This window comes from Bordetella sputigena (genome assembly GCF_965137885.1).
Taxonomy (GTDB): domain Bacteria; phylum Pseudomonadota; class Gammaproteobacteria; order Burkholderiales; family Burkholderiaceae_B; genus Bordetella_C; species Bordetella_C sputigena.
Genome location: NZ_CBCSCA010000004.1, coordinates 389,892 through 411,498, shown reverse-complemented (window position 1 = coordinate 411,498; position 21,607 = coordinate 389,892). Strand labels below are relative to the sequence as shown.

Annotated in this window: 17 protein-coding genes; 3 read left to right on the top strand and 14 right to left on the bottom strand. The window is 66.6% G+C overall.

Going from position 1 to position 21,607, the window contains the following annotated elements:
* Position 1: 1 nt before the first annotated feature.
* The 8 genes from ku to ACNA0R_RS10490 form a co-directional block, all read right to left on the bottom strand.
* Positions 2-934 carry a non-homologous end joining protein Ku gene (gene ku, locus ACNA0R_RS10525; protein WP_415825935.1) on the bottom strand — a complete coding sequence of 311 codons (933 nt, stop codon included), beginning with the start codon at positions 932-934 and terminating at the stop codon, positions 2-4.
* A gap of 103 nt (positions 935-1,037) precedes the next feature.
* Positions 1,038-1,979 (bottom strand): 3,5-dioxohexanoate:acetyl-CoA acetone transferase, encoded by a 942-nt coding sequence (gene kce / locus ACNA0R_RS10520; protein ID WP_415825934.1) that lies wholly within the window; start codon positions 1,977-1,979, stop codon positions 1,038-1,040.
* Positions 1,980-2,049: 70 nt separating this feature from the next.
* A complete protein-coding gene (locus tag ACNA0R_RS10515) occupies positions 2,050-2,772 on the bottom strand; it encodes an ABC transporter ATP-binding protein (RefSeq protein ID WP_415825933.1) in 723 nt (240 codons plus the stop codon).
* Entirely contained in the window at positions 2,769-3,524 is a 756-nt protein-coding gene (locus ACNA0R_RS10510) for an ABC transporter ATP-binding protein (RefSeq protein WP_415825932.1), read from the bottom strand. The genes ACNA0R_RS10515 and ACNA0R_RS10510 overlap by 4 nt, the downstream gene beginning before the upstream one ends.
* Complete coding sequence (locus ACNA0R_RS10505) at positions 3,521-4,591, bottom strand: branched-chain amino acid ABC transporter permease (RefSeq protein ID WP_415825931.1); 1,071 nt, start codon at positions 4,589-4,591, stop codon at positions 3,521-3,523. Before ACNA0R_RS10505 ends, ACNA0R_RS10510 begins: the two co-directional genes overlap by 4 nt.
* 38 nt (positions 4,592-4,629) lie before the next feature.
* Positions 4,630-5,571 (bottom strand): branched-chain amino acid ABC transporter permease, encoded by a 942-nt coding sequence (locus tag ACNA0R_RS10500; protein WP_415825930.1) that lies wholly within the window; start codon positions 5,569-5,571, stop codon positions 4,630-4,632.
* A gap of 19 nt (positions 5,572-5,590) precedes the next feature.
* Positions 5,591-6,838 carry a branched-chain amino acid ABC transporter substrate-binding protein gene (locus ACNA0R_RS10495; RefSeq protein ID WP_415825929.1) on the bottom strand — a complete coding sequence of 416 codons (1,248 nt, stop codon included), beginning with the start codon at positions 6,836-6,838 and terminating at the stop codon, positions 5,591-5,593.
* Between the two features lie 54 nt (positions 6,839-6,892).
* On the bottom strand, positions 6,893-7,690 hold the full coding sequence (locus ACNA0R_RS10490; RefSeq protein WP_415825928.1) for an SDR family oxidoreductase: 798 nt from the start codon (positions 7,688-7,690) through the stop codon (positions 6,893-6,895).
* Between the two features lie 220 nt (positions 7,691-7,910).
* Between ACNA0R_RS10490 and ACNA0R_RS10485 the strand changes: the two genes are divergently transcribed.
* On the top strand, positions 7,911-9,923 hold the full coding sequence (locus ACNA0R_RS10485) for a helix-turn-helix domain-containing protein (RefSeq protein ID WP_415825927.1): 2,013 nt from the start codon (positions 7,911-7,913) through the stop codon (positions 9,921-9,923).
* 148 nt (positions 9,924-10,071) lie between these two features.
* On the opposite strand, the gene ACNA0R_RS10480 is transcribed toward ACNA0R_RS10485, so the two are convergent.
* Positions 10,072-14,937: a response regulator gene (locus ACNA0R_RS10480; RefSeq protein ID WP_415825926.1), complete on the bottom strand. Its 4,866-nt coding sequence runs from the start codon at positions 14,935-14,937 to the stop codon at positions 10,072-10,074.
* A 176-nt stretch (positions 14,938-15,113) separates the two neighbouring features.
* Between ACNA0R_RS10480 and ssuE the strand changes: the two genes are divergently transcribed.
* Positions 15,114-15,710, top strand: a complete 597-nt coding sequence (ssuE, locus tag ACNA0R_RS10475) for an NADPH-dependent FMN reductase (protein ID WP_415825925.1) — start codon at positions 15,114-15,116, stop codon at positions 15,708-15,710.
* A 224-nt stretch (positions 15,711-15,934) separates the two neighbouring features.
* Entirely contained in the window at positions 15,935-16,150 is a 216-nt protein-coding gene (locus tag ACNA0R_RS10470; protein ID WP_415825924.1) for a TOBE domain-containing protein, read from the top strand.
* 80 nt (positions 16,151-16,230) lie between these two features.
* Here ACNA0R_RS10470 and ACNA0R_RS10465 read toward each other — a convergent pair whose 3' ends face one another.
* The 5 genes from ACNA0R_RS10465 to ACNA0R_RS10445 are packed head-to-tail and all read right to left on the bottom strand — an operon-like array spanning position 16,231 to position 21,396.
* Entirely contained in the window at positions 16,231-17,094 is an 864-nt protein-coding gene (locus ACNA0R_RS10465; RefSeq protein ID WP_415825923.1) for an ABC transporter ATP-binding protein, read from the bottom strand.
* Between the two features lie 51 nt (positions 17,095-17,145).
* Entirely contained in the window at positions 17,146-17,937 is a 792-nt protein-coding gene (locus ACNA0R_RS10460) for an ABC transporter permease (protein WP_415825922.1), read from the bottom strand.
* On the bottom strand, positions 17,934-18,776 hold the full coding sequence (locus ACNA0R_RS10455; protein ID WP_415825921.1) for an ABC transporter permease: 843 nt from the start codon (positions 18,774-18,776) through the stop codon (positions 17,934-17,936). The genes ACNA0R_RS10460 and ACNA0R_RS10455 overlap by 4 nt, the downstream gene beginning before the upstream one ends.
* Positions 18,773-19,876 (bottom strand): ABC transporter substrate-binding protein, encoded by a 1,104-nt coding sequence (locus ACNA0R_RS10450; RefSeq protein ID WP_415825920.1) that lies wholly within the window; start codon positions 19,874-19,876, stop codon positions 18,773-18,775. The genes ACNA0R_RS10455 and ACNA0R_RS10450 overlap by 4 nt, the downstream gene beginning before the upstream one ends.
* The gene (locus ACNA0R_RS10445; RefSeq protein ID WP_415825919.1) at positions 19,873-21,396 is read right to left on the bottom strand and encodes an amidohydrolase family protein; all 1,524 of its coding nucleotides are present in this window, start codon (positions 21,394-21,396) and stop codon (positions 19,873-19,875) included. Before ACNA0R_RS10445 ends, ACNA0R_RS10450 begins: the two co-directional genes overlap by 4 nt.
* Positions 21,397-21,607 lie beyond the last annotated feature (211 nt).

Sequence of the window (21,607 nt, the reverse complement as noted above, 5' to 3'; positions counted from 1 at the left end):
ATCAGGCCGCCTTGCGAGTGCGTCCGCCGGATTTCGAAGCGGGCTTGGCCGACTTGGAAGCGGTTTTGGCGGCGGTTTTCTTCGCCGCCTTCCTGGCGGGCGTCTTGGCCGGCGCGTCGGCCTTGGCCGCGGTCCGTCCTTTCAGGCTGCGTTGCAACAGCTCGGTCAGGTCGATGACGTTATCGCCGCGGACGTTGGGCGCTTCTTCCTGCGGCTCGATCACGGTCTCGGTCTTGCCGGCCTGCACCTTCTGTTCGACCAGCGCCATGACCGCATGGCGGAATTCATCCTGGAAGTCGTCCGGGTTCCAATCGCCGGACATGTCGTCGACCAGCATCTTGGCCATCTTCTGTTCCTGCGGGCTGGCGGCCAGCGCCTTGGCGCCGACGGCGGGCAGGTCCAGGTCCTCCATGGACTTTATCTCGTCGCCCCAGCGCATCAGGTTCAGGATCATCGCGTCGCCCGACGGCACCAGCGCGGCCAGGTGCTGCTTGGTCTGGATGACCACCTTGGCGATGCCGATCTTGCCGGTCTTGGCCAGCGTGTCGCGCAGCAGCGCGTAAACCTTGTGCCCCTTGTTGATCGGGGCGATGTAGTAGGGCCGCTCGAGATAGACGAAGGACAGCTGTTCGGCCGGCACGAAGCGCTGGATCTCGATGGTCTGCGTGGTGCGCGGATAGGCTTCGGCGATTTCTTCCGGCGAAATGATGACGTACTTGCCGTCCTCGTATTCGACGCCCTTGACGATGTTCTCGCGGTCTATTTCGCGACCGGTGCGCTTGTTGATGCGCTTGTAGCCCACCGGATCCATGCTGCGCTTGTCCAGCCAGTCGAAATCCACGCCCGATTCGACGGCGGCGGTATGCAAGCCTACCGGGATGTTCACCAGCCCGAATGAAATGGCGCCTTTCCAGATCGTTCTTGACGAGGCCATGGCAGCTCCTTTTTTCGCGGGCGCGCGTACCCGCCGCGCGCTATTTTTTTGCGCGTAGCAACTGCCATGCCGGGTTTTCGGACCAATCCGGGTGGACTGGGGGTCAGAAAGCCACGGCCTTGCTGCCTTTCAGCCCCAGCATGGCGCGCGCCTCGTCGGGGCTGGCGATCTCCAGGGACAGCGCTTCCAGGATGCCGCGGATCCGGAGGACCTGTTCCGCGCAGGACGCGGCCAGCTGGCCCTTGGCCAGGTAGAGGCTGTCTTCCAGGCCCACGCGGACATTGCCGCCGAGGATGGCGCCCATGGTGACCAGGGGCATCTGGTGCCGGCCGGCGCCCAGCACCGAAAAGCGGTAGCCGTCGCGGCCGAACAGGCGGTCGGCGGTGGTCCGCATGGTGGCGACGTTCTCCGGGTCCGGACCCAGGCCGCCCAGGATGCCGAAAATCGCCTGGATGAACAGCGGCCCCCGCACCAGGCCTTCGTCGACGAAATGCGCCAGGTTGTACAGATGGCCCATGTCGTAGCACTCGAACTCGAAGCGCGTGCCGCAATCGTCGCCCAGCACTTTCAGGATGTGGCGGATATCGCGGAAGGTGTTGCGGAAGATCAGGTCTTCCATGCCTTCGATATAGGGCTTTTCCCAGTCGTACCGCCATTCCGGGATGCGCCGCGCCGCCGGATGGATGGAGAAGTTCATCGACCCCATGTTCAGCGAGCACATCTCCGGCTTGGCGCGCAGCGGATAAGCCAGGCGCTCTTCCAGCGTCATGCGGGTGCTGCCGCCGGTGGTGATGTTGATCACCGCGTCCGTGGCGTCGCGGATGCGCGGCACGAACTCGTCGAACACCGCCGGGTCGGCGGTGGGCCGGCCGTCGCGCGGATCGCGCGCATGCAGGTGCAGGATGGCGGCGCCGGCCTGTGCTGCTTCGATGGCTTGCTCCGCAATCTGGTCGGGGGTCAGGGGCAGGTGCGGCGACATGGTCGGCGTATGCACGGAACCGGTGACCGCGCACGAGATGATGACCTTGTCTTGGCGGGTTTTCATGGGATGGACCTTCAGTGATGTGGACGGACGCTATGTTGATGGACGGCATCCGGACGGCTGGCGCGGCGGATTACACCGCCAGCCATTGCGAGACGATCTCGTCGTTGGCTCCCAGTTCGTCCGGCGTGCCCTCGAAGACGACCCGGCCGTGTCCCATCACGCACACGCGCGTGGAGACCTTCAGCGCGATGGTCAGCTTCTGTTCGACCAGCAGCACCGATACGCCCTTGCGGTGCATGTCGCGGATGCATTCGCCCACCTGCGCGACGATCTTGGGGGCCAGGCCTTCCGTGGGCTCGTCGATCAGGATGACCAGTGGATTGCCCAGCAGCGAGCGGCAGATGGTCAGCATCTGCTGCTCACCGCCCGACATGCTGCCGGCCTTGGCGTTGCGCCGTTCCTTCAGGCGCGGGAAATAGTCGAACATCTGTTCGACGGTCCAGCGATGGGCGCCGGCCACGGGCGGCTGTTCGCCCATGCGCAGGTTTTCATCCACCGTCAGGTTGGCGAAGACTTCGCGTTCTTCCGGCACGTAGGCGATGCCCGCGCGGCAGATGGCATAAGGCCGCGCGCCGGCCAGCTCGCGCCCGCGCAGGCGGATATGGCCGGACGTGGGGGCCACCAGCCCCATGATGGTTTTCATGGTGGTCGAACGCCCCGAGCCGTTGCGGCCCACCAGGCTGACCACTTCGCCCTGCCGGACCTGCAGGTCGACGCCTTGCAGGACATGGCTCTTACCGTAGTGGGCGTGCAGGTCATGCACGTCGAGCAGTGGGGTGGCGGTGTCGTTCATGCGATGGCCTCGTCGCCCAGGTAAGCCTCGCGCACGCCGGCGTGGGCGCGGATTTCGGCGGGCGCGCCGGTGGCGATGATCTGGCCGTAGACCAGGACGCTGATGCGATCGCTGAGCGAAAAGACGACGTCCATATCGTGTTCGACGATCACCAGCGTACGGCCGGCGGCCACTTCGCGTATCAATTGCGCGGTATAGGCGGTTTCTTCGTTGGACATGCCGGCCATCGGTTCATCCAGCAGGATCAGCCTGGGGTCGGACGCCAGCGTCATGGCGATTTCCAGCGAACGCTGTTCCGAATACGCCATTTCGCCAGCCACGGTATAGGCGCGCGGCGTCAGGCGCACCAGCTCCAGCAGCCGCTCGGTTTCCTGCCTGACGCGGCGGTCGCGATCGATGAAGCGCCAGAAGGCGTATTGCGTGCCGTAAGCACGCATCACCGCCAGCCGCACGTTTTCGAACGTGGTCAGCCTGGGAAAGATATTGGTGATCTGGAAAGACCGCGCCAGGCCTTGCCGGTTGATCGCCTGGGGCGTGTGTCCGCCGATCTCGCGTCCCTGGAACAGGATGCTGCCGGAGGTCGGCGCGAGCTGTCCGGACACCAGGTGGAATATCGTGGATTTGCCGGCGCCGTTCGGGCCGATCAGCGCGTGCCTTTCGCCTTGTTCGATGTCCAGGTCCACGCCGCGGATGATTTCGGTGATGCCGAAGGATTTGCGCAGGTCGCGGATGCGGAGTATCGGGTCGCTCATGCCATCTCCTTCCCGGCCCGGCCGCGCGCCGCGCTCGCATCGGTCCTTGGCGCTGGCGAGGCGGTGCCTGGCGCCGGCGCAGGGGCCGCGGTTGCCGTCGCGGTCCCCGTGCCGGCGCCAGGCCCGCTTGCCTGCGCCGGCCGCGGCGGGCGGACGAACAGGCCGGCCAAGCCGCGCGGCAGGAACATCATCACGATGACGAACAGAATGCCCTGGTAGAGCAGCCACGAACGTGTCAGGTCGGACACCGCGTAGCCGAAGAACGTCATCAGGGAGGCGCCCAACGCCGGCCCCAGAAAGACGCCGACACCGCCGATATAGGTATTGAGCACCGCCGCCGCCGACAGCGCGGGATCGAACACCACATAGTTGGCGGATTCGTTGGACAGCACCTGCAGGCCGCCCGCCATGCCGGCGAACATTGCCGAGATGGCGAACACCAGGGTGCTCAGGCCATGCACGTTGTAGCCCAGGAATCTCAGGCGATGGCTGTTTTCGCGCAGGCCCAGCGTCAGGCGACCCAGCGGCGTGCGCGTGTACAGGTACATCAGCAGCATGGCCAGCAGCACCCAGAACAGGGTCAGGTAGTACACCTGGGTGGTGGAGCCGAAATCCAGCCCCCAGGCCGGCATGCGCATGGTCGATATGCCGGCCTCGCCGCCGAAGGTGCTTTTCAGATGCGGGGCGAGCGAATGCACCAGCTCGGCGATGGCCAGCGTGATCATGGCGAAGTAGGTGCCGCTGCGCTGGGTGGCGAACCAGCCGGCGATACCGCCGAATATCAAGCCGCCGGCCGCGCCGGCCAACGGCATCAAGGGCGTGGGCAGCAGGCCTTCGCCGCCCAGCGCGTTCATCGCGTGCACCGTGGCGAAGGCGCCGATGCCGAAATAGGCCGCGTGGCCGAAGGACAGCATGCCGGCCTGGCCGCACAACAGGTTGTAGGCGGTGGCGAACAGCGCGGCGATCAGCATCTGGATGGCGGCATTGAGCAGCCCTTGCGAGAGCAGGTAGGGCAGCGCCGCCAGCAAGACGACGCCGGCCAGGCAGGCCAGGAAAGTTTTCTTCATCGCGTCATTCCTCGTCGCCCATCATTCCTTGTCCCTCATCATTCCTTGTCCCCCATCAGGCCGCCGGGCCGCACCAGCAGGATCAGCAGCATCAGCGCGAAGGGCAGGGTGGCGGCCAGGCTGGACAGGCTCAGCGTCATCAGGCCGCCGACGCCGCGCGCCCAGTCGCCCAGCCCCACCAGCGCCAGCAGATCGGCCAGGCTGCCGTCCACCGCCACCGCCAGCGACGTGATGATGCCGATCAGCAGCGACGCCAGCATCGCGCCCACCAGCGATCCCAGGCCGCCCACGACGACCACCACGAAAACCATCACGCCCAGTTCCAGCGCCATATTGGGATTGGTGGTGTAGAACGCCCCGGCCACGGCGCCGGCCAGGCCGGCCAGCGCGGCGCCCGCGCCGAACACGCCCATGAAGACCAGCGGCACGTTGTGTCCCAGGGCTTCCGCCATGCGCGGCTTGTGGATCGCCGAACGCACCACGATGCCGACCCGGGTCCGCGTCAGCACCAGGTAGATGGCGGCGAACATCGCCAGCGCGATGCCGCCCATGAGTATCCGGTAGGCCGGGTACTGCGTGCTACCAATGCTGAAGGCGGAAAAATCCAGCGACGCCGGCACGCGATAGTCGACCGGATAGTTGCCGAAGATCAGCTTGATCACTTCGGCGATGATGAAAGACAGGCCGAAGGTCAGCAGCAGTTCATGCGCGTGGCCATGATGATGCACCCGGCGCAGGAACCAGCGTTCCACCACCACTCCCACCAGCCCGACTAGCAGCGGCGAGACGATCACCGCCGGCCAGAAGCCGATCACCCCTTGCAAGGTATAGGCGAAGTACGCCCCCAGCATGTAGAAGGACGCATGGGCGAAGTTCAGCACGCCCATCATGCCGAAAATCAGCGTCAGCCCGGCCGACACCATGAACAGCAGCAATCCGTAGATGATGCCGTTCAACAGGGAAAAGACGATCTGTTCCATGGGATGGGCGCCCCGCCGCTCAGCCGGGCCGCTTCATCTTGCAAGAGGCCGGCGCGGGCGTGGACGCTTCCTGCGCGCTCAGCAGCAGCACCGGCTTGAAGCCCATGTCCGTATTGTCGACCTTGTACCTGGCGTCGCGCGCGACGGTGGACACCACCATCGGCAGCTGCGCCTGGTGGTCGGCGGCGCGCATGCTCATCTCGCCCATGGGCGTGGGAATGCGGGCGCTTTCCAGGTTCTTGGCGAATTCGTTGACGTTCAGCACGCCCTTGCTGGCCGGCGTGCGCTTGAGGGCGTCGGCCACCATCATCATGCCGTAGTAGGTCTGCGGCTCGACGAAGACGGGGATATGGCCGGTCTTGGCCTTGTAGTCGTCGACGAATTTGGCCGCGTCCGCGCCGCCGGCTTCCGCATTGAAGGTATGCGCCACGAAGTTGCCCAGCGCCAGATCGCCCGCGTTGGCCAGGTTGCCCGGCTGGTCCAGATAGACGGTGCCGTAGCGGGCCTTCAGGCCCGCCGCTTTCGATGCCTTCATGAGCAGCAGCAGGTCATTGGACCAGTTGCCCGTGATGACGGTATCGGCGCCGGAGGCGGAGATCTTGGCGACGTAGGGCGCGAAGTCCTGGATCTTGTTGACGTCGTGCAGGGTCTTTTCGACCACGGTGTAGCCACCCACCTTCTGGTTGTCGACGATGGCCTGCTCCATGTCCTGGCCCCAGGAGTAGTTCTGGTTGATGGCGTAGACCTTGGTGCCCAGCGCGTTGGCCTTCTTCATGCCTTCGATCAGGGACTTGGTGCGGACCTGGGCATTGCCGGCGAAGCGGAAATGGTAGAAGTTGCACTTCTCGCCGGTCAGCTCCAGCGCCTCCGCGCCCATGTTGACGTAGACCATCTCCTTGCCGGGATTGCGCAGGTTGTATTTGCGCACGTCCTCGGTGATCTGCCCGCCGATGGCCGAAGACGCTCCCTGCACGACGATCTGCACGCCGTCGGCGGCCGCGGCCTTCAGCTTGTCGGCCGCGCCGGCGGGTCCGCCCTGGTTGTCGTATTCCAGCAGTTGCACCGGCTCGCCGTTCCAGCCGCCCGCCGCGTTGATCTCGTCGATGGCATAGCGCACCGCGGAGCGGTAGGACTGGCCGGTGGAGGCCTGCGGCCCGGACAGCGTTTCCACCAGGCCTATCTTGACCGGGGCGGCGGCGGCGGGCATGGCGCCGCACAGGCCCAGCAGCGCCGCCACCGCGGCGGCGGACAGTTCGAATGTCTTCATGGTTGGTCTCCTCGTTTTTGATTAGGTATGGATGCGGCCGTGCTGAAGCTGGGTCTAGAGATACTCCATGTTGCCGTCCACGCTGATGGCCTGGCCGCTGATGTTTCGCGCGGCCGGTGAACACAAGAAAAGCGCCGTGGCCGCGACATCGTCGGTGGTCACCATGCGGCGCAAAGAGATCTTGTTCAGGTACTCCTGCCGCATCGTGTCCAGCGACACGCCGGCCGCGGCCGCGCGCGCCCCCATCACGGCGGTCATGCGTTCGCCTTCCACGGTGCCGGGCAGGATGGCATTGACCCGCACGCCGTGCGGGCCCAGCTCTATGGCCAGCGATTTCATCATGCCGACGATCGCCCATTTCGTTGACGCGTAGGGCGTGCGCAGCGCGTAGCCCAGGCGGCCCGCCACCGAGCTCATGGCGATCAGGCAGGGGTTGTTGGCGGATTCCTTCAGCAGCGGAACGGCGCGCGACGCGAAATAGAAGTGGCTGTTCAGGTTCACGGCCATCGTGCGTTCCCAATCGGCGGCGCGCAGCTGTTCCACCGGGCCGGTGGGACCGGCGATGCCGACGTTGTTCACCAGCACGTCCAGGCCGCCCAGCGTGTTGCCGACGTCGTCGAAGACCGTGTCGACGTCCCTGGCCAACGAGGCGTCGGCCGTGCTGGTGGTGATTTCCGGCGCCTCGGCCGTCAGCCTGTCCAAAGCGCCGCGATCGATATCGCAGACGTGGACGCGGGCGCCGGCTTCCCGGAAGGCCCGGGCCACGGCGGCGCCGATGCCCGATGCGCCTGCGCTGACCAGTACGCGCAGGCCCGGAACCGGGCGCAAGGAATCGAGGACGCTCGTCTGCACCGTTTTGTCTCCTGCCTTTTTTCTTGAATGGGCACAGTGTCCGGGAAAGAGTCCTACGAGGCTATGTCGGATCCTCACATCAACAAGTGGATGTTGATATGATGTTTGCACACTATTCGCCGCGCTGGCATTGTCGGGCATCTGCCAGGAGCGCCACGGGCGCGGGCTCCGGCCGCCACGCTCCGGCGCCTGTATTACGGCCTATCCCCGGGACGCCTCCATGGACAACCAGGCAGCAAAGACCCAGCAGAAAACCCGGGCGAGCGGGCCGAACACCGAAGCGATCGCCGCCGACCTGATCGGCCTGCTGCATGCGAATGCGCCGGGGGAGGCCTTCGCCGAGCGCCTCGCCGCCCTGGAGGCCCTGCCCGACGGCATGCGCCAGAAAACCGGCCTGATCGAGCTCGTCCGCATGGCAATGGCCTTGCGCAATCGCCTGGACCTGCACGAGCAGCGCGAACGCGGGATGCTGGCGGTGACCGAGTCGGCCCAGGACCTGGCCAGCCGGCTGGACCTGCCGGAACTGCTCAAGGCCATCGCGGCGCGCGCCCGCGATCTGCTGCGGGCGCATCTGTGCTGGCTATCCGTCTACGACGCCGAAAGCGGTGAGTTCAAGGCCCTGGTGGCCGACGGCGCGATCACCCAGCGCCCCGGCAGGATGACCGCCAGGCGCGAGCTGGGCGTCGCCGGCGTGGTGTTGTCCACGCGTTTGCCGTTCTCCACGCCGGACTATCTGCACGACGACCGATTCATCCATGATCCCGAGCTCGACGAAATCTTCCGCGGCGAGGGCGTGGGAGCGGTGGTCGGCGCGCCGCTGATCTGGGACGATGAAGTGATCGGCCTGCTGTTCGTGGCGGATCGCTACCACCGGACCCATACCGCGCTGAACGTCTCCATCCTCTGCACGCTGGCGACCCATGCGGCGGTGGCCATCAACAATGCCAAGGCCTTCGCGGACGCGCAGTCGGCCCTGGAAAACGCCCGCCTGGCGCGTGCCGCGCTGGAGGAGCACGCGCGCGACGTCCAGGACGCGGTGGAAGCGCACGAGCGCCTGACCTCGTTGCTGGCCCGTGGGGCATCGCTGGGGGAACTGTGCCAGGACGTCGCCCAGCTGCTGCAAGGCAGCATCCTGGTGCTGGACGAGGCCCAGCATGTGATCGCCCGCGCCACCGCGCCGGGCTATGAGGGCAGGGCGGCCGATGCCTACGATCCCTACGGCCCTTATGGTTCGGCGATCGCCCGGGCCTTGCGGGACAGCCGCCGCGCGGGCCGCTCGGCCATCGCCTACGAAAGCGACGGTGAAGTCTGCCGCGCCATTGCCGTGATCGGCGGCGACGGCGTATTGGGCGCCGTGCTGTTGTTCCGGCAGGGAGACATGCGCGATTTATCCATCCGTACCTTCGAACGGAGTTCCAGCGTCATCGGCATCGTGCTGCTGTCGCAGGAGCGCATGGAAGCCACCAAGAGCCGCGATGTCTCGCAACTGCTGCAATCGCTGATCTCGCCGCGGCAGGGCGAGCCGGCGCCGACGCGCGACCGCGCCGAGCGCTTCGGGCTGGACCTGTCGCAGCCTTTGTCGCTGATGCTGGTGGAAGCCGGGCAGCGCGATCCCGTGTCCCTGGCGCGGCGGGCGCGCCCCGGCATGGATCTGCCCGGGGTCGTGCTGGACGATGTGGACGGCGTCCTGGTGGTGGTGTGCGGCGCGAATGCCGCGGCCGGCCTGCCGCGGGCCTTCGGCGATTTCGCTCGCCGCGAACTCGGCGACGCCTACCGCGGCGTCCTGTCGCGCCCGGTGCGGAACTTGGCCGACATGCCGGTCCTGTATGCCGCGCTGCGGCGCGCGCTCGCCGTCATGGGCCGACTGGGCATGCGTGGGCGCGTCGTCGGCCAGCATGAGCTGGCGCTCTATTCCGCCTTGTTCGAAAGCCAGGACCGCGCCGGCGTGCGGGCGTTCCTGGACGGCGCCATCGGTCCCATCATCGAGCACGACCGCCGGCGCGGCACGGACCTGGCCGCTACGCTGCTGGCGTATTTCGACAATCACCAGAACGCCACGACCACGGCCGGCGCGCTGGATCTGCATGTGAACACCGTGCGTCAGCGCCTGGCCACGGTCGAGGCGCTGATCGCGGACTGGCGCGATGCCGCCCGGGCGCTGGAGATCCACGTGGCGTTGCGCCTGTGGCACATCGGCATCACGGAAGACCGCGCGCCGGCGCCCGCTTCGTAGCGGCGTCCGGCCGTGGCCGGGCCCGCGTCCACGTGCCGCCCCGGCCCGCGCCGGACATCGTGCGTCATGGGTGACGCGCCCGCCGGCGGCGCGGCCGCCGTCACCGAGATCGTCACCACAGCCATCATCACAGCCGTCACCGAGGCCCTTACCGCAGCATCTCCAGCGTGCGCGCCAGATCTTCCGCGGTGTAGGGCTTGAGCAGGTGGATCGCATCCTCCATGTCGCCGCTGTTGATCTCCGCCCCCGCGTCGTGGCCGGAGGCGAACACGATCCGCAGCCCGGGCTGCCGTTGCCGCGCCTGCGCCGCCAGCTCCACGCCCGATACGCCGGGCAGGCCGATGTCCGTCATCAGCACATCGACCCTGTCGCTGCTCAGCGCCGCCAAGGCGGCCGATGCGTGTTCCGTGGGCACCACCGTATGTCCCAGCGCCTCCAGCATTTCCGCCGTGCTGGAACGGATCAGCCCGTCGTCTTCCACCAGCAGCACGCGCAGCGGGGCCGCCGCCGCGCCGTCGCGCCTGGCGGCGGGCAGCGGCAGCTCGCGCTGGCGCGCTTCATGGGCGGCGTTGCGCTGCTGCTGGTTGCGCAGCACGTGGCGGATCTTGCGCGCCAGCGCTTCGCGCGTATAGGGCTTGCTGAGCAGGTCGATGCCCTCGTCCAGCCGGCCGCCATGCACGATGGCGTTTTCGGTATAGCCGGACGTGAACAGCACCGCCACGTTGGGCAGGCGTTCGCGCGTCTTGCGGGCCAGCTCGGGACTGCGCAGCGGGCCCGGCATCACCACGTCGGTGAACAGCAGGTCGATAGGCACCCCGCTTTCGACGATGGCCAGCGCGCTCTGCGCGTCCTTCGCCTTGAGCACGCTGTAGCCCAGCTCCGACAGCATATCGACGACGGTCGTGCGGACCTCTTCGTCGTCCTCCACGGCCAGGATGGTCTCGGTGCCGCCGGAGATGGGACCGGTCTCCACGTCGGTCGCCAGATCCTCGGGCTGCTTCTCGCGCGGCAGATACAGCCGCACCGTGGTGCCCTGGCGCGGTTCGCTGTAGATCTTGATGTGGCCGTTGGACTGCTTGATGAATCCGTACACCATGCTCAGTCCCAGCCCGGTGCCGCGGCCTTCCGGCTTGGTGGTGAAGAAGGGCTCGAAGACGTGTTCGAGCACTTCGGGCGACATGCCTTCGCCGGTATCGGTCACCGCGACCATGACGTACTGGCCCGGCGTCACGTCGGCATGGCGCAGGGCATAATCGTCGTCCAGCAATGCATTGCCGGCTTCGATGGTGAGCTTGCCATGTCCCTGCATCGCGTCGCGGGCATTGATGGCCAGGTTCAGCAGGGCGTTTTCGACCTGCGACGGGTCGACCAGCGTATTCCACAGGCCGCCCGAAATGATGGTCTCGATTTCGATGCCGTCGCCGAGGGCACGGCGCAGCATATCGTCCAGGCCGCGCACGAAGCGGCCCAGGTTCACCACCTTGGGCGCCAGCGGCTGCCTGCGTCCGAACGCGAGCAGCTGCGACGCCAGCTTGGCGCCGCGCGAAACGCTGGCCAGCGCATTGCGCACGCGCTTTTCCGCGCGCTCGTTGCCGGCCGTGTCCATGGCCAGCAGCTGCAGATTGCCGCCTATCACCTGCAGCAGGTTGTTGAAGTCGTGCGCCACGCCGCCGGTCAGTTTGCCCACCGCCTCCATCTTCTGCGCCATGCGCAGCGCTTCCTCGGTCTGGCGCAGCGTTTCGGCGGCCTCCTTGTCCGCCGTCACATCGCGGCCCACGCCATGCACGGTGCCGTGCTCCGGATCCGCCGACAAGGTCCAGGCGATCCAGCGCCACAGCCCCGCTTCGGTGCGCATGCGGCATTCGAAAGTGACGGACTTGCCGTTGGCGCGCAAGGCCTGCAAGGCGCTGGCGGAAATGGAATGGTCATCGGGATGCAGCAGATCGCGGTAATGCTTGGAGGCCAGCGCTTCGCGACTGTGTCCCAGCACGCGGGTCCACGATGGGCTGGTCCGCAGCAGGCGGCCCTCGTAGTCGCCGATGGCCAGCAGGTCTTCGCTCAGTTCCCACAGGCGTTCCTGCTCGGCCACCGCTTCGGCGACGCGCAGCTCCAGGGTTTCGTTCAATTGCCGCAGCGCCTGTTCGACGCGGCTGCGCTGCGCGATCTCGTTCTGGGCGGCCTGGTACAGGCTGGCGTTGTCGATGGCGATGGCGGCCTGCGCGGCGATGCCGGTGACCAGGCGTTCCGCGGCCTCGTCGAACACGCCCGGTTCGGAATGGCCGAAGAACAGGCCGCCCAGTATTTCGCCGTTGCGCGACTGCACCGGCACGGCCAGGTAGCTGCGCACCGGCAGGTGCCCCGCCGGCATGCCGTGGTTGGGCGCGTTGCGGCCGTAGCGCGGATCCTGGGTGATGTCGTCGGAGCGGACGATGCCCTCGCCCCTGAAGGTCGGTCCGAACACCGCGGTATTGCGCGGCATCGGGAAGCCGGCGAACGCTTCCTTGGGCGCGCCGGACAAGGTGTAGAGCGTATAGCGTCCGCCGGACTCGTCCAGGACGTTGTAGAAGAAGGCGCCGAAGGCGGCGCCCGTTAGTTCGGTCGCCGCGTCCGTCACCACCTGCACGGCGCGGCCCAGGTCCAGCTCGGCGGCGATGGTGGTGCCTACCCGGTTCAGGACCTCCAGGATGCGGGCGTCTTCCTTGATCTGCCGCGCCGTCTCCTGGCGCAGGCGGTACATCTGGATGTTGCTGGCCACGCGGGCGAGCAGTTCGCGCGCCGAAAACGGCTTGGTCAGGTAGTCGTCGGCGCCCGCGCCCAGGCCTTCGACGCGCGCTTCCTCGCCCGCGCGCGCCGACATCAGCAGTACCGGAATATCGCGCAGCGAAGGATTCTCGCGCACGGCCGCCAGCAAGCCGTAGCCATCCAGTCCCGGCATCATGATGTCGGAAAGAATCAGGCTGGGCGCCTGGCGGCAAGCGGCCGCCAGGGCGTCGTGGCCGTCCACCGCGACCTCCACCTGATAGCCGGCCGAACCCAGCATGCGGCGCACGTAGTCGCGCAGGTCGGCATTGTCGTCGACCACCAGCACGCGCGCGGCGTTGCTGGACGCGGCGATGCCCGCGTCCAGCACGGTCGACAGCGTAGGCGCCGCTTCGCCTTCCGGTACCCAGCGCAGCGCGTCGGCGACATAAGCCTGGGCATTGACGCTGGTGCCGCCCGCCGGGTCCACGTGGTGCATGGCGTCCTGCCTGGCATCGGCCGGCGCCCGCGACGCGCCCAACGGGACCCGCACCGTGAACACCGTGCCGACGCCCGGTTCGCTTTGGACGTCTATCGTGCCGCCGTGCATGCGCACCAGCTCCTGCACCAGCGCCAGGCCGATGCCGCTGCCTTCGATACTGCGGCCCACCGCGCCGCTGACGCGGTGGAAGCGGTCGAAGATATGCGGCAGCTCATGGGCCGGGATGCCGATGCCGGTGTCGCGCACGCGCATCTCGGCCGCGGCGCCGTCCGGTGTTCCGCGCAGTTCGATGCGGATCTCGCCTTCGAAGGTGAACTTGAACGCGTTGGATACCAGATTCAGGACAATTTTTTCCCACATCTCGCGATCGACGTGGACCGGGCGCGGCAGCGGCGGGCAGTCGACGATCAACCGCAGGCCCGCTCGGTCGGTCGCGGAGCGGAACAGCGACGCCAGTTCCGCGGTCAACGCCGCCAGGTCGGTGGGCTGGTACTTGGCCTGCACGCGTCCCGCCTCGATGCGGGAGAAATCCAGCAGGCTGTTGACCAGCTTGAGCAGGCGCAGGCCGTTGCGATAGGTCAGATCCAGCAAGGGCCGCTGGCTGTCGTCCTGCTGCGCGCGCTGCAGCAGCTCTTCCAGCGGGCCCAGCATCAGTGTCAGCGGTGTGCGGAACTCGTGGCTGATATTGGAAAAGAAGGTGGTCTTGACGCGGTCGATCTGCTCCAGCGCCCGCGCGCGGCGCCGTTCTTCCTGGTAGGCGTGCGCATAGGCGATGGCCGCGCTGATCTGTCCGGCCACCAGGTTGAGAAAGCCGCGATAGTCGTCGTCGAGCAGCCGATAGGGATTCAACCCGACGATCAGCACGCCGGCCCGGCCGCCGTCGGCGGTGGGCGACACCGGCAGCAGCGCCGCCCGCGACGGCACGTGCCGCCACGGGCCGGACGGCAGCGTATCGCCGAAGCGCTGGCCCAGGTCGTTGAGAACCACCGTGCCCTCGCGCCGCAGCACATCGTCGATGGGCCACGGCGCGCCCGGCTCGGCCTGCATGGAAGCCGGCGCGGCGGGGTGGCCGTCCTCGATGCCGCTGCTGCCGACCAGCGTAACCGTATCGCTGCCGGCCTCCGCGATGTAGAGCATGGCGAAGGGAATGTCGTAGGGGTCCAGGCCCAGGGCCCGGGTGCCGAGCCGGCAGGCGTCGTCCCAGCTGTGCGCCTGGGTGGTCGCCGCGGCCAGTTCGCGCAGCAGGCGGATCTGGCGCGCGGTGATCACGCGGGCAGTGTCGTCGCTATTGGCGCAGATGATGCCGCCCGCCGTGCCGTCATCCAGCGGAATAGGGCTGTACGAGAAGGTGTAGTAGGTTTCTTCCGGGTAGCCGTTGCGCTCCATCAGGAGAAACTTTTCCTCGACATAGGTGCCTTCCATGCCCCCCATGGCGGTGCGCAGCAGCGGCTCGATGTCTCCCCAGATCTCTTTCCATACTTCGATGGTGGGGCAGCCGAGGGCGGTGGGATGCTTGCCGCCGATGATGCTTTTGTAGGGGTCGTTGTAGAAGAAGATCAGTTCTTCGCCCCAGCCTATCCAGATGGGCTGGCGGGACGCCAGCATGATGCGTATGGCTGTGCGCAGGCTTTGTGGCCATAGCCGCGGCTCGCCCAGCGGCGAGGCGGCCCAGTCGTGAGCTCGAATCAGGGCGCCCATTTCGCCGCCGCCGGCCAGGAACGACGGCGCCGGAGCATCATCATGCGGGGAACCGGGGTCCAAGGGCTGCTCCATCTTGCCTTTCACTCCTAGCCGCATTTGGGGAAATTGTTATGGCAGAGCAAGAGCCGACGTGCTTCTGCCGACAGCCAGCGAATATACCAGGACCGGCCCGGGCGGCGTGTCCGGCATATGGTCATGCCGACCAGGTATTTCGCGCCGCGGCGGCGTGATGGCACCATCGATGTCTCATGAGCATTCTTACCCTGATAGGCAGTCCGTCCGGCAAATCCCGTTCTTCAGCGCTCTTGCACCACGTCGCGTCGCGATTGGCCGAGCGAGGCATGGCGGTGGGCGAGGCCGGATTGCGCGACATACCGGCCGATGTGCTGATCGAAGGGCGCTACGCCAGTCCCGCGGCGGAAGCCTTGCGCAGGCGTGTGCATTCTGCCCATGCCGTGTTGATATCGACGCCCGTGTACAAGGCGTCGTTCGCCGGCGGCCTGAAGGCGGTGCTGGATCTGCTGGATGAGAAAGCGCTGGCCGACAAAGTGGTTCTGCCGATCGCCACCGGCGGCAGTCCGGCTCATTTACTGGCCCTGGAATACAGCCTGAAGCCCGTATTGTCCGCGCTGGGGGCGCGCCATATCCTGGCCGGCGTGTATGCGACCGACAAGCAGGTCAGCTTCGATGAGCAGGGCCGGGCGCTGATCGAGACCGATGTACGCCAGCGTCTGGACGAGGCGGCGGAGCGATTGTTGAAGCACCTGGCGCCGCCGCGGCCGGGACCGGGCCCGGAGGCCGTGCCGCTGGGTCCGTTGGCCTTTGCGGGACGGCTGGGGATATAGCGGCCTCGGCCTGTGCGGCCAGGATATCCATCATCTCGTATTCGTAGGGATGCATGAACATGGCGATACGCTCCCGGCCAGGCATGTTGGACAGGATCATTCTTCCACCATCCTGGCCCCGTCGCCACCGCGCATCCTGCATACCGATATGCGCGATATGTCGTTGCCCCGCGCATGCCGATCGATAGAATCGAATCATCCCGTCATCCCACCAGGAGCTCGCCGTGCCCATTCAATCCATAAACGCCCGCAACCAGTTCCGCGGCAGGATCAAGGAAATCATCGAAGGACCCGTCGTGTCGGAAGTCGACATCGACACGCCCGCGGGCATCGTGACCTCGGTCATCACAACGCGCTCGGTCCATGAACTGGAGTTGCAGGTCGGCACGGAAGTGCTGGCTTTCGTCAAATCGACCGAAGTGTCGGTTGCCAAACTGTAGTTCGCGAAGCGTGGCGCTCGGGCGCCGCGCGCCTGGCCCTTCCAACTCGGCGCGATACCGCCCACGTATCGCGATGGCCGTCACCAGGCCATGCGCAAGCGCCGCCTGTCCCGCGGGGACACCACGTTTTCCTCATTCGGCGCAGGCGCGCGCCGCCGGTCATCCGGCTCCAGGAAGTCGCCGAGCACATCGTCGCGCAGGCGGATGAAGCGCGGATCGCTGCGGTCGCGCGGATGCGGCAGGTCCACGCGCACCGTGCGGTGGATACGCCCCGGATGCGGCTGCATGATCACCACGTCATCGCCCAGGAAAACCGCTTCTTCCACATCGTGCGTGACCAGGATCATGGTAATGCGCTCCTGCTGCCAGATGCGCTGCAACTGGATTTGCATGCGCGAACGCGTCAGGGCATCCAGCGCGCCGAAGGGCTCGTCCAGCAGCAGGATGCGCGGCCGGTTCACCAGGCCGCGCGCGATGGCCACCCGTTGCGCCATGCCACCCGAAATCTGGTGTGGATAGGCATGCTCGAAACCCTCCAGTCCCACCAGGGCCAGATGCTCGGCGACGCGCTGGCGCTTCTCCGCGTCCGGAACCGGCGCGTTGCGCAGGCCTACGGCGACATTGCGTTCCACGGTCAGCCAAGGGAACAGGCGGTGTTCCTGGAATACGATGCCGCGATCCAGGCCCGGCCCGGCCACGGGCCGGCCGTCGATGCGTATCGATCCCTGATAATCGCCGTCCAGGCCGACGATCAGGCGCAGCAATGTGGACTTGCCGCAGCCGCTGGCGCCCACGATGCTGATGAAACGTCCCGCGGGGACGTCCAGGTCGATGTCGTCGAGCACGGCCAGGGCCTCCTGTCGTCCCGAGGCCGGAAAGCGTTTACCCAGGCCCTGGATGCGCAAGGCCGAAGCGCCGGTATCGATGGAAGCGATTGCGGACATGGTGGTTAGCGTGTCGTTGAATGAAAGCGGTATGAATCGGAGCGCGGGGACTCAGGCGCCGCGCCAGCGGACCAGGCGGCGTTCGACGGCGCGGGCCACGGCGTTCAGCGCCCATCCCACCAGGCCGACCACCGTCATGCCGAAGATGACCAGATCCATGCGGAAATGCTCGCTGCCGTCGATCAGGGTGTTGCCTATCCCGACGCCGGCGACCAGCAGGTATTCGGCGCCTATCGTGGCCAGCCAGGAGTAAATCAGCGCCAGATAGACGCCCGTGAAAATCGACGGCACGGCGCTGGGCAGGATGACGGAGACGATGGTCTGCAAGCGGCTATAGCCGTGCACGCGAGCCACTTCCAGCAATCCCGCGGGCGTATTACGTATGCCGTCGCAGGTGTTGACCACCACCGGAACCAGTGCGGCCAGCGACAGGAACACCACCTTGGCGGTGTCGCCCAGTCCGAACCACACCGAGATCAGCGGTATCCAGGCGAATAGCGACACCTGCTTGAAGGTATTGAAGCCTGGCCCGGCCACGCGCTGGAATACGCGTGACAGGCCCAGCGCCGCGCCCAGCAGCGATCCCAGCAGCGTGCCGATCGTGAAGCCGGCGAACTCGCGGGCGAAGCTGGCGCCAAATGCCCGCCAAAGCTTGCCGGTCGCGATCTGGTCCAGCGCGGTATCCAGCACCAGCGCCGGCGACACCAGCATGGGTGATTTGCCGGCGCCGGTGCGTACCGCCAGCCACCACAAGGCGACGGCGGCGATGGGGACGACCCAGCCGCGCCAGCGGCCGGACGGTTGCGTGGCAGGCCGCCGCCGATTTCCCGGCAAGGCGCTCATGGCGTCAGTCCCGCGGCGGTAGGACGGCCCGCGGATACGCGCCGTTCCGCCGCATCCAGCAGGCGGTCGATGGCGTAGCCGATGGCGCCGACGATGATGACCGCCGCCATGACCAGATCCAGCTGGAACAGCTGCCGGCCGTAGACGATCAGATAGCCCAGGCCTTCGCTGGACGCGACGAGTTCGACGACGACCAGGGATAGCCACGCCTTGGTGAAACCCAGCCGCAGCCCGGTGAACAGCGTCGGTATCGCGTGCGGCAAGGCAACTTCCAGCACTTCCTGGCGCCGCGTATAGCCGTACACCCGCGCCACTTCCAACAGCCCCGGTGGCGCCTGCCGGAAACCTTGCAAGGTATTCAGCGTGACGGGCACCAGCGCGGCCTTGGCGATCAGGATGTATTTGAGCGGCTCGCCGATTCCGACCAGCAGCAGCACGAAAGGCATCCACGCCAGCACGGGGATCTGCACCAACGCGTTGAAGGTAGGCAGCACATAGGCTTCCATCCTGCGCGACAGGCCCATGGCCGTACCCAACGCCAGTCCCAGTCCGCTACCCGCGACGAAACCGACCAATACGCGCGTCATGCTGGCCTGCGTATTGATCCACAGGTCGCCGCTGGTGGCCAGGTCGCGCAGCGTGTCCAGCACGAAGCGCGGCGATGGCAGCACCTGCGGCGATATCCAGCCGCGGCCATCGCAGTATTGCCACAGGGCCAGGATGGCCAGCGGCAGAATCCAACCCAGCCCCCGGGATCCCAGTCTTGCAAACAGATCCCGGGGGACGATGCGCAGGCGCGGGCGGCGTGCGCCGGCAAGCACGGAAGGCGATGCGCTCATTGGCTGTCCGTATTGTTCGCGATGGTCGTCACGCCATCCACGGCATAACGCGTCCAGTAATTCGCCAGCCCCTGGTTCTTCAGCGCCTGCGCCAGGAATCGCGTGTCGAACCAATCGTCGACACTGACCTCGCGACGGATCAGCCGCTGCTTCAGCGCGTCCGCCACCACGGCCTTGTAGCGGCCGATGATGAATGGATCCACCAGCGGCGAGTTGCGCGCCTTCAGGTCCTGGTCCTGGAATTCCGCCTTGAACGAGTCATAAGGTATGCCGCTGAGCGCCCACAGCTTGAACAGCGCGTCGCGATTGCCTTCGTCGGACGCCCAGCGTGCCGCGCGCACGAATACGTCGACGACGCGCTGCGTGGCCGCCGGATTCTCCTGCGCGAAAGCGTTGCGCACCAGCAGCGCGGCCTGGCGCGTATAGGCCGGGCTTTCCTTCTGCGTCGAATAGATCAGCTTGACCAGCCCCTGGTCGCGCAGCTTGAAATATTCGATGCCGCCGAATGTCGCCTCGACGCCGTTGGAAACGATGGCGGCCTGCGCGCTGCCGGTATCCAGGTTGACGATTTTCAGGTCGCGCTCCGCCAGCTTGTGGGCAGCCAGCACATTGATCGCCACAAGATGGCCGTTGGTCCCGCGGAAAAGCGCGACGGTGCGGCCCTTCAGATCGTCCACCGACTTCAGCGAGGAAGCCGCGGGCACGGCGACGTACAGGTTGTTGCGCGCGCCGCTGACCAGCAGCAGCCGCGTGTCCAGGCCGTTCGCGCGGCCCACGACGGCCGGCAGGTCGCCCTGGTAGGCAAAGTCGATCTGCCGGTTGGACAGCGCTTCGTTCACCGCCGGGCCGGCGCCTTTGAAGAACAGCCATTCGACCTTGACGCCGGACGCCGCGAACGCTTCTTCCACCCAGCGATTGATGCGCGCCACCGATCCGGGCGACCCGCCCCAGGTAATCGGGTCCCCGCCGCCGGCGGTGGCGACGCCGATGCGTATGACGCCGGTCTCCGCTGTCGCGGGCGCCGATGCGCCCAGGACCAAGGCCAGCGCGCCGGCCGCGCCGGCGGCCAGCCGCCGCCAGCCATGCCAGATTCCGCTCATCGTGCCTGCGCTCCCGGCGCGGCCAGCGCGTGTTCGATGGCCGTGCCCTTGAAGAAGTCGGGATTCGCCTGCGTGTAGAAGCGCAGCGGATTGTCGTATACCCAGGCCTTGAAGTCGGCGCGCGAGATCACACCGGCTTCGACCAGGTCCCAGCTTTCCGCCAGTGGTTCGGTGAATTCCGGCACATCCCAATGGCCGACGTCCGACGACCAGATGGCGTTGACCCGGCCGTTCAACGGCAGCGCCCGGCTGTTGAAGGCGGACGCCACCGTGCGGTCGTCGGCTTCCGAACCGAAATAGAAATTATCCAGCCAGCGGGTGCGGATATCCTCTGGCTTTTCGATGCCTGCCGCGGCGAAGTCGTCCAGCTCATCGGCGTTGGGCTCCCGGCTATGGGGCAAGGCGGAAATGCCCAGGCTGTCGCGCAACAGTGTTTCGCGGTTCAGTTGGCCGTTCTTGAGCAGGCTCCCGCCGTAGCGATAGAACAGTTCTTCCAACTGCGCCAGATCGACGTGCGCGGGGTTGTAGTTCTGCACCGCATCGCGATTGCGCTTTTCCCAGCGATCGATCAGATGGATGTAGACGTGCGCGCCCCAGTCGGCGCCGCCTTCCAGCAACGCCACGCGCAGTTGAGGGAATCGCCGTGTGACGCCGCCGAAGAACAGCGCCTTGGCGAACGCCTGCGAACCGTCGGCGAAGTGGCCGATGTGGTTGAACATGTAGTTGCTGATCGACTGCCGGCCCGTCCAGCCCTGGCTGCCGTAGTGCGTGGTCACGGGCACGCCCAGCTCCACCACCTTGGCCCAGAACGGGTCGTAGTCGTATTCGCTGTCTATGCCGAGGAAGTCCGTATAGCCCGCGTGGCGCGCCACGTCCGGGTATTCGCTGGCCGGGTACTTGTCGGCGATGGCGCGTATGGGCCGGCGTATGCCGCCGGGGATGTTGATCACTTTCAGGCCCAGCGTCTTGACCGCGAACTCCAGCTCCTCGATGCCTTCCCGGGGCGTGTGCAGGCCGATCCCCGCCACCGGGGTCAGGCGGTCGGCATAGGGCCGATACTGGTCCGCATGGAAATGGTTGATCGCGCGCTGCAGGGCCTGGCGATTGTCGGCGCCGGCGGCCAGCGGGGCCAGGACGTCGTTGGGAAACAGCACCGAGTAGTCGGAGCCTTGTTCGGCCAGGCGTTCGTACAGCAGCGCGGGCAGGGTATAGGTGGCCAGGTCGTAAGTATTGCGCGTCACGCGCGCCCACCACGGCGAACGCAGCGTGCGATGGTATTGGCGTTCTTCCGGCGTCTGCTGGTACCAGTCCTTGCCGCCGGCGCTGCGGCTGGCGAAGCGGCCGCCCTGGGCCTTGCGCAGCGCGTCGACCAGCTTGCTGCCGCCGTAATGCTGGACATAGTCCTCCAGCGCCGGTGCGTAGGAATTGACGTGGACATCCGTATCGATGACAGGATGGTCCAGCCGTGATTTCACGGCCGCCGATCGGGATGCCTGGACCTGCTTCAAGCGATCGTTCATTGATGATCTCCGGTGAGTGCGTGCCGCATACACTACCGGGCTCCACAGGCAGGCCCAACGAATTCATCCTTATTTGCGTATGGGGCATTTGCTTCTGGCCCATTACCTTATGGGGCATACGCTTATGGGCGCATCACCATAGCCGCATTCCGTATGGACCGTGCCGCTCGGCGAGCCGGCCAATGCGCCGGTCTTGTTGCAGGTTCGCATG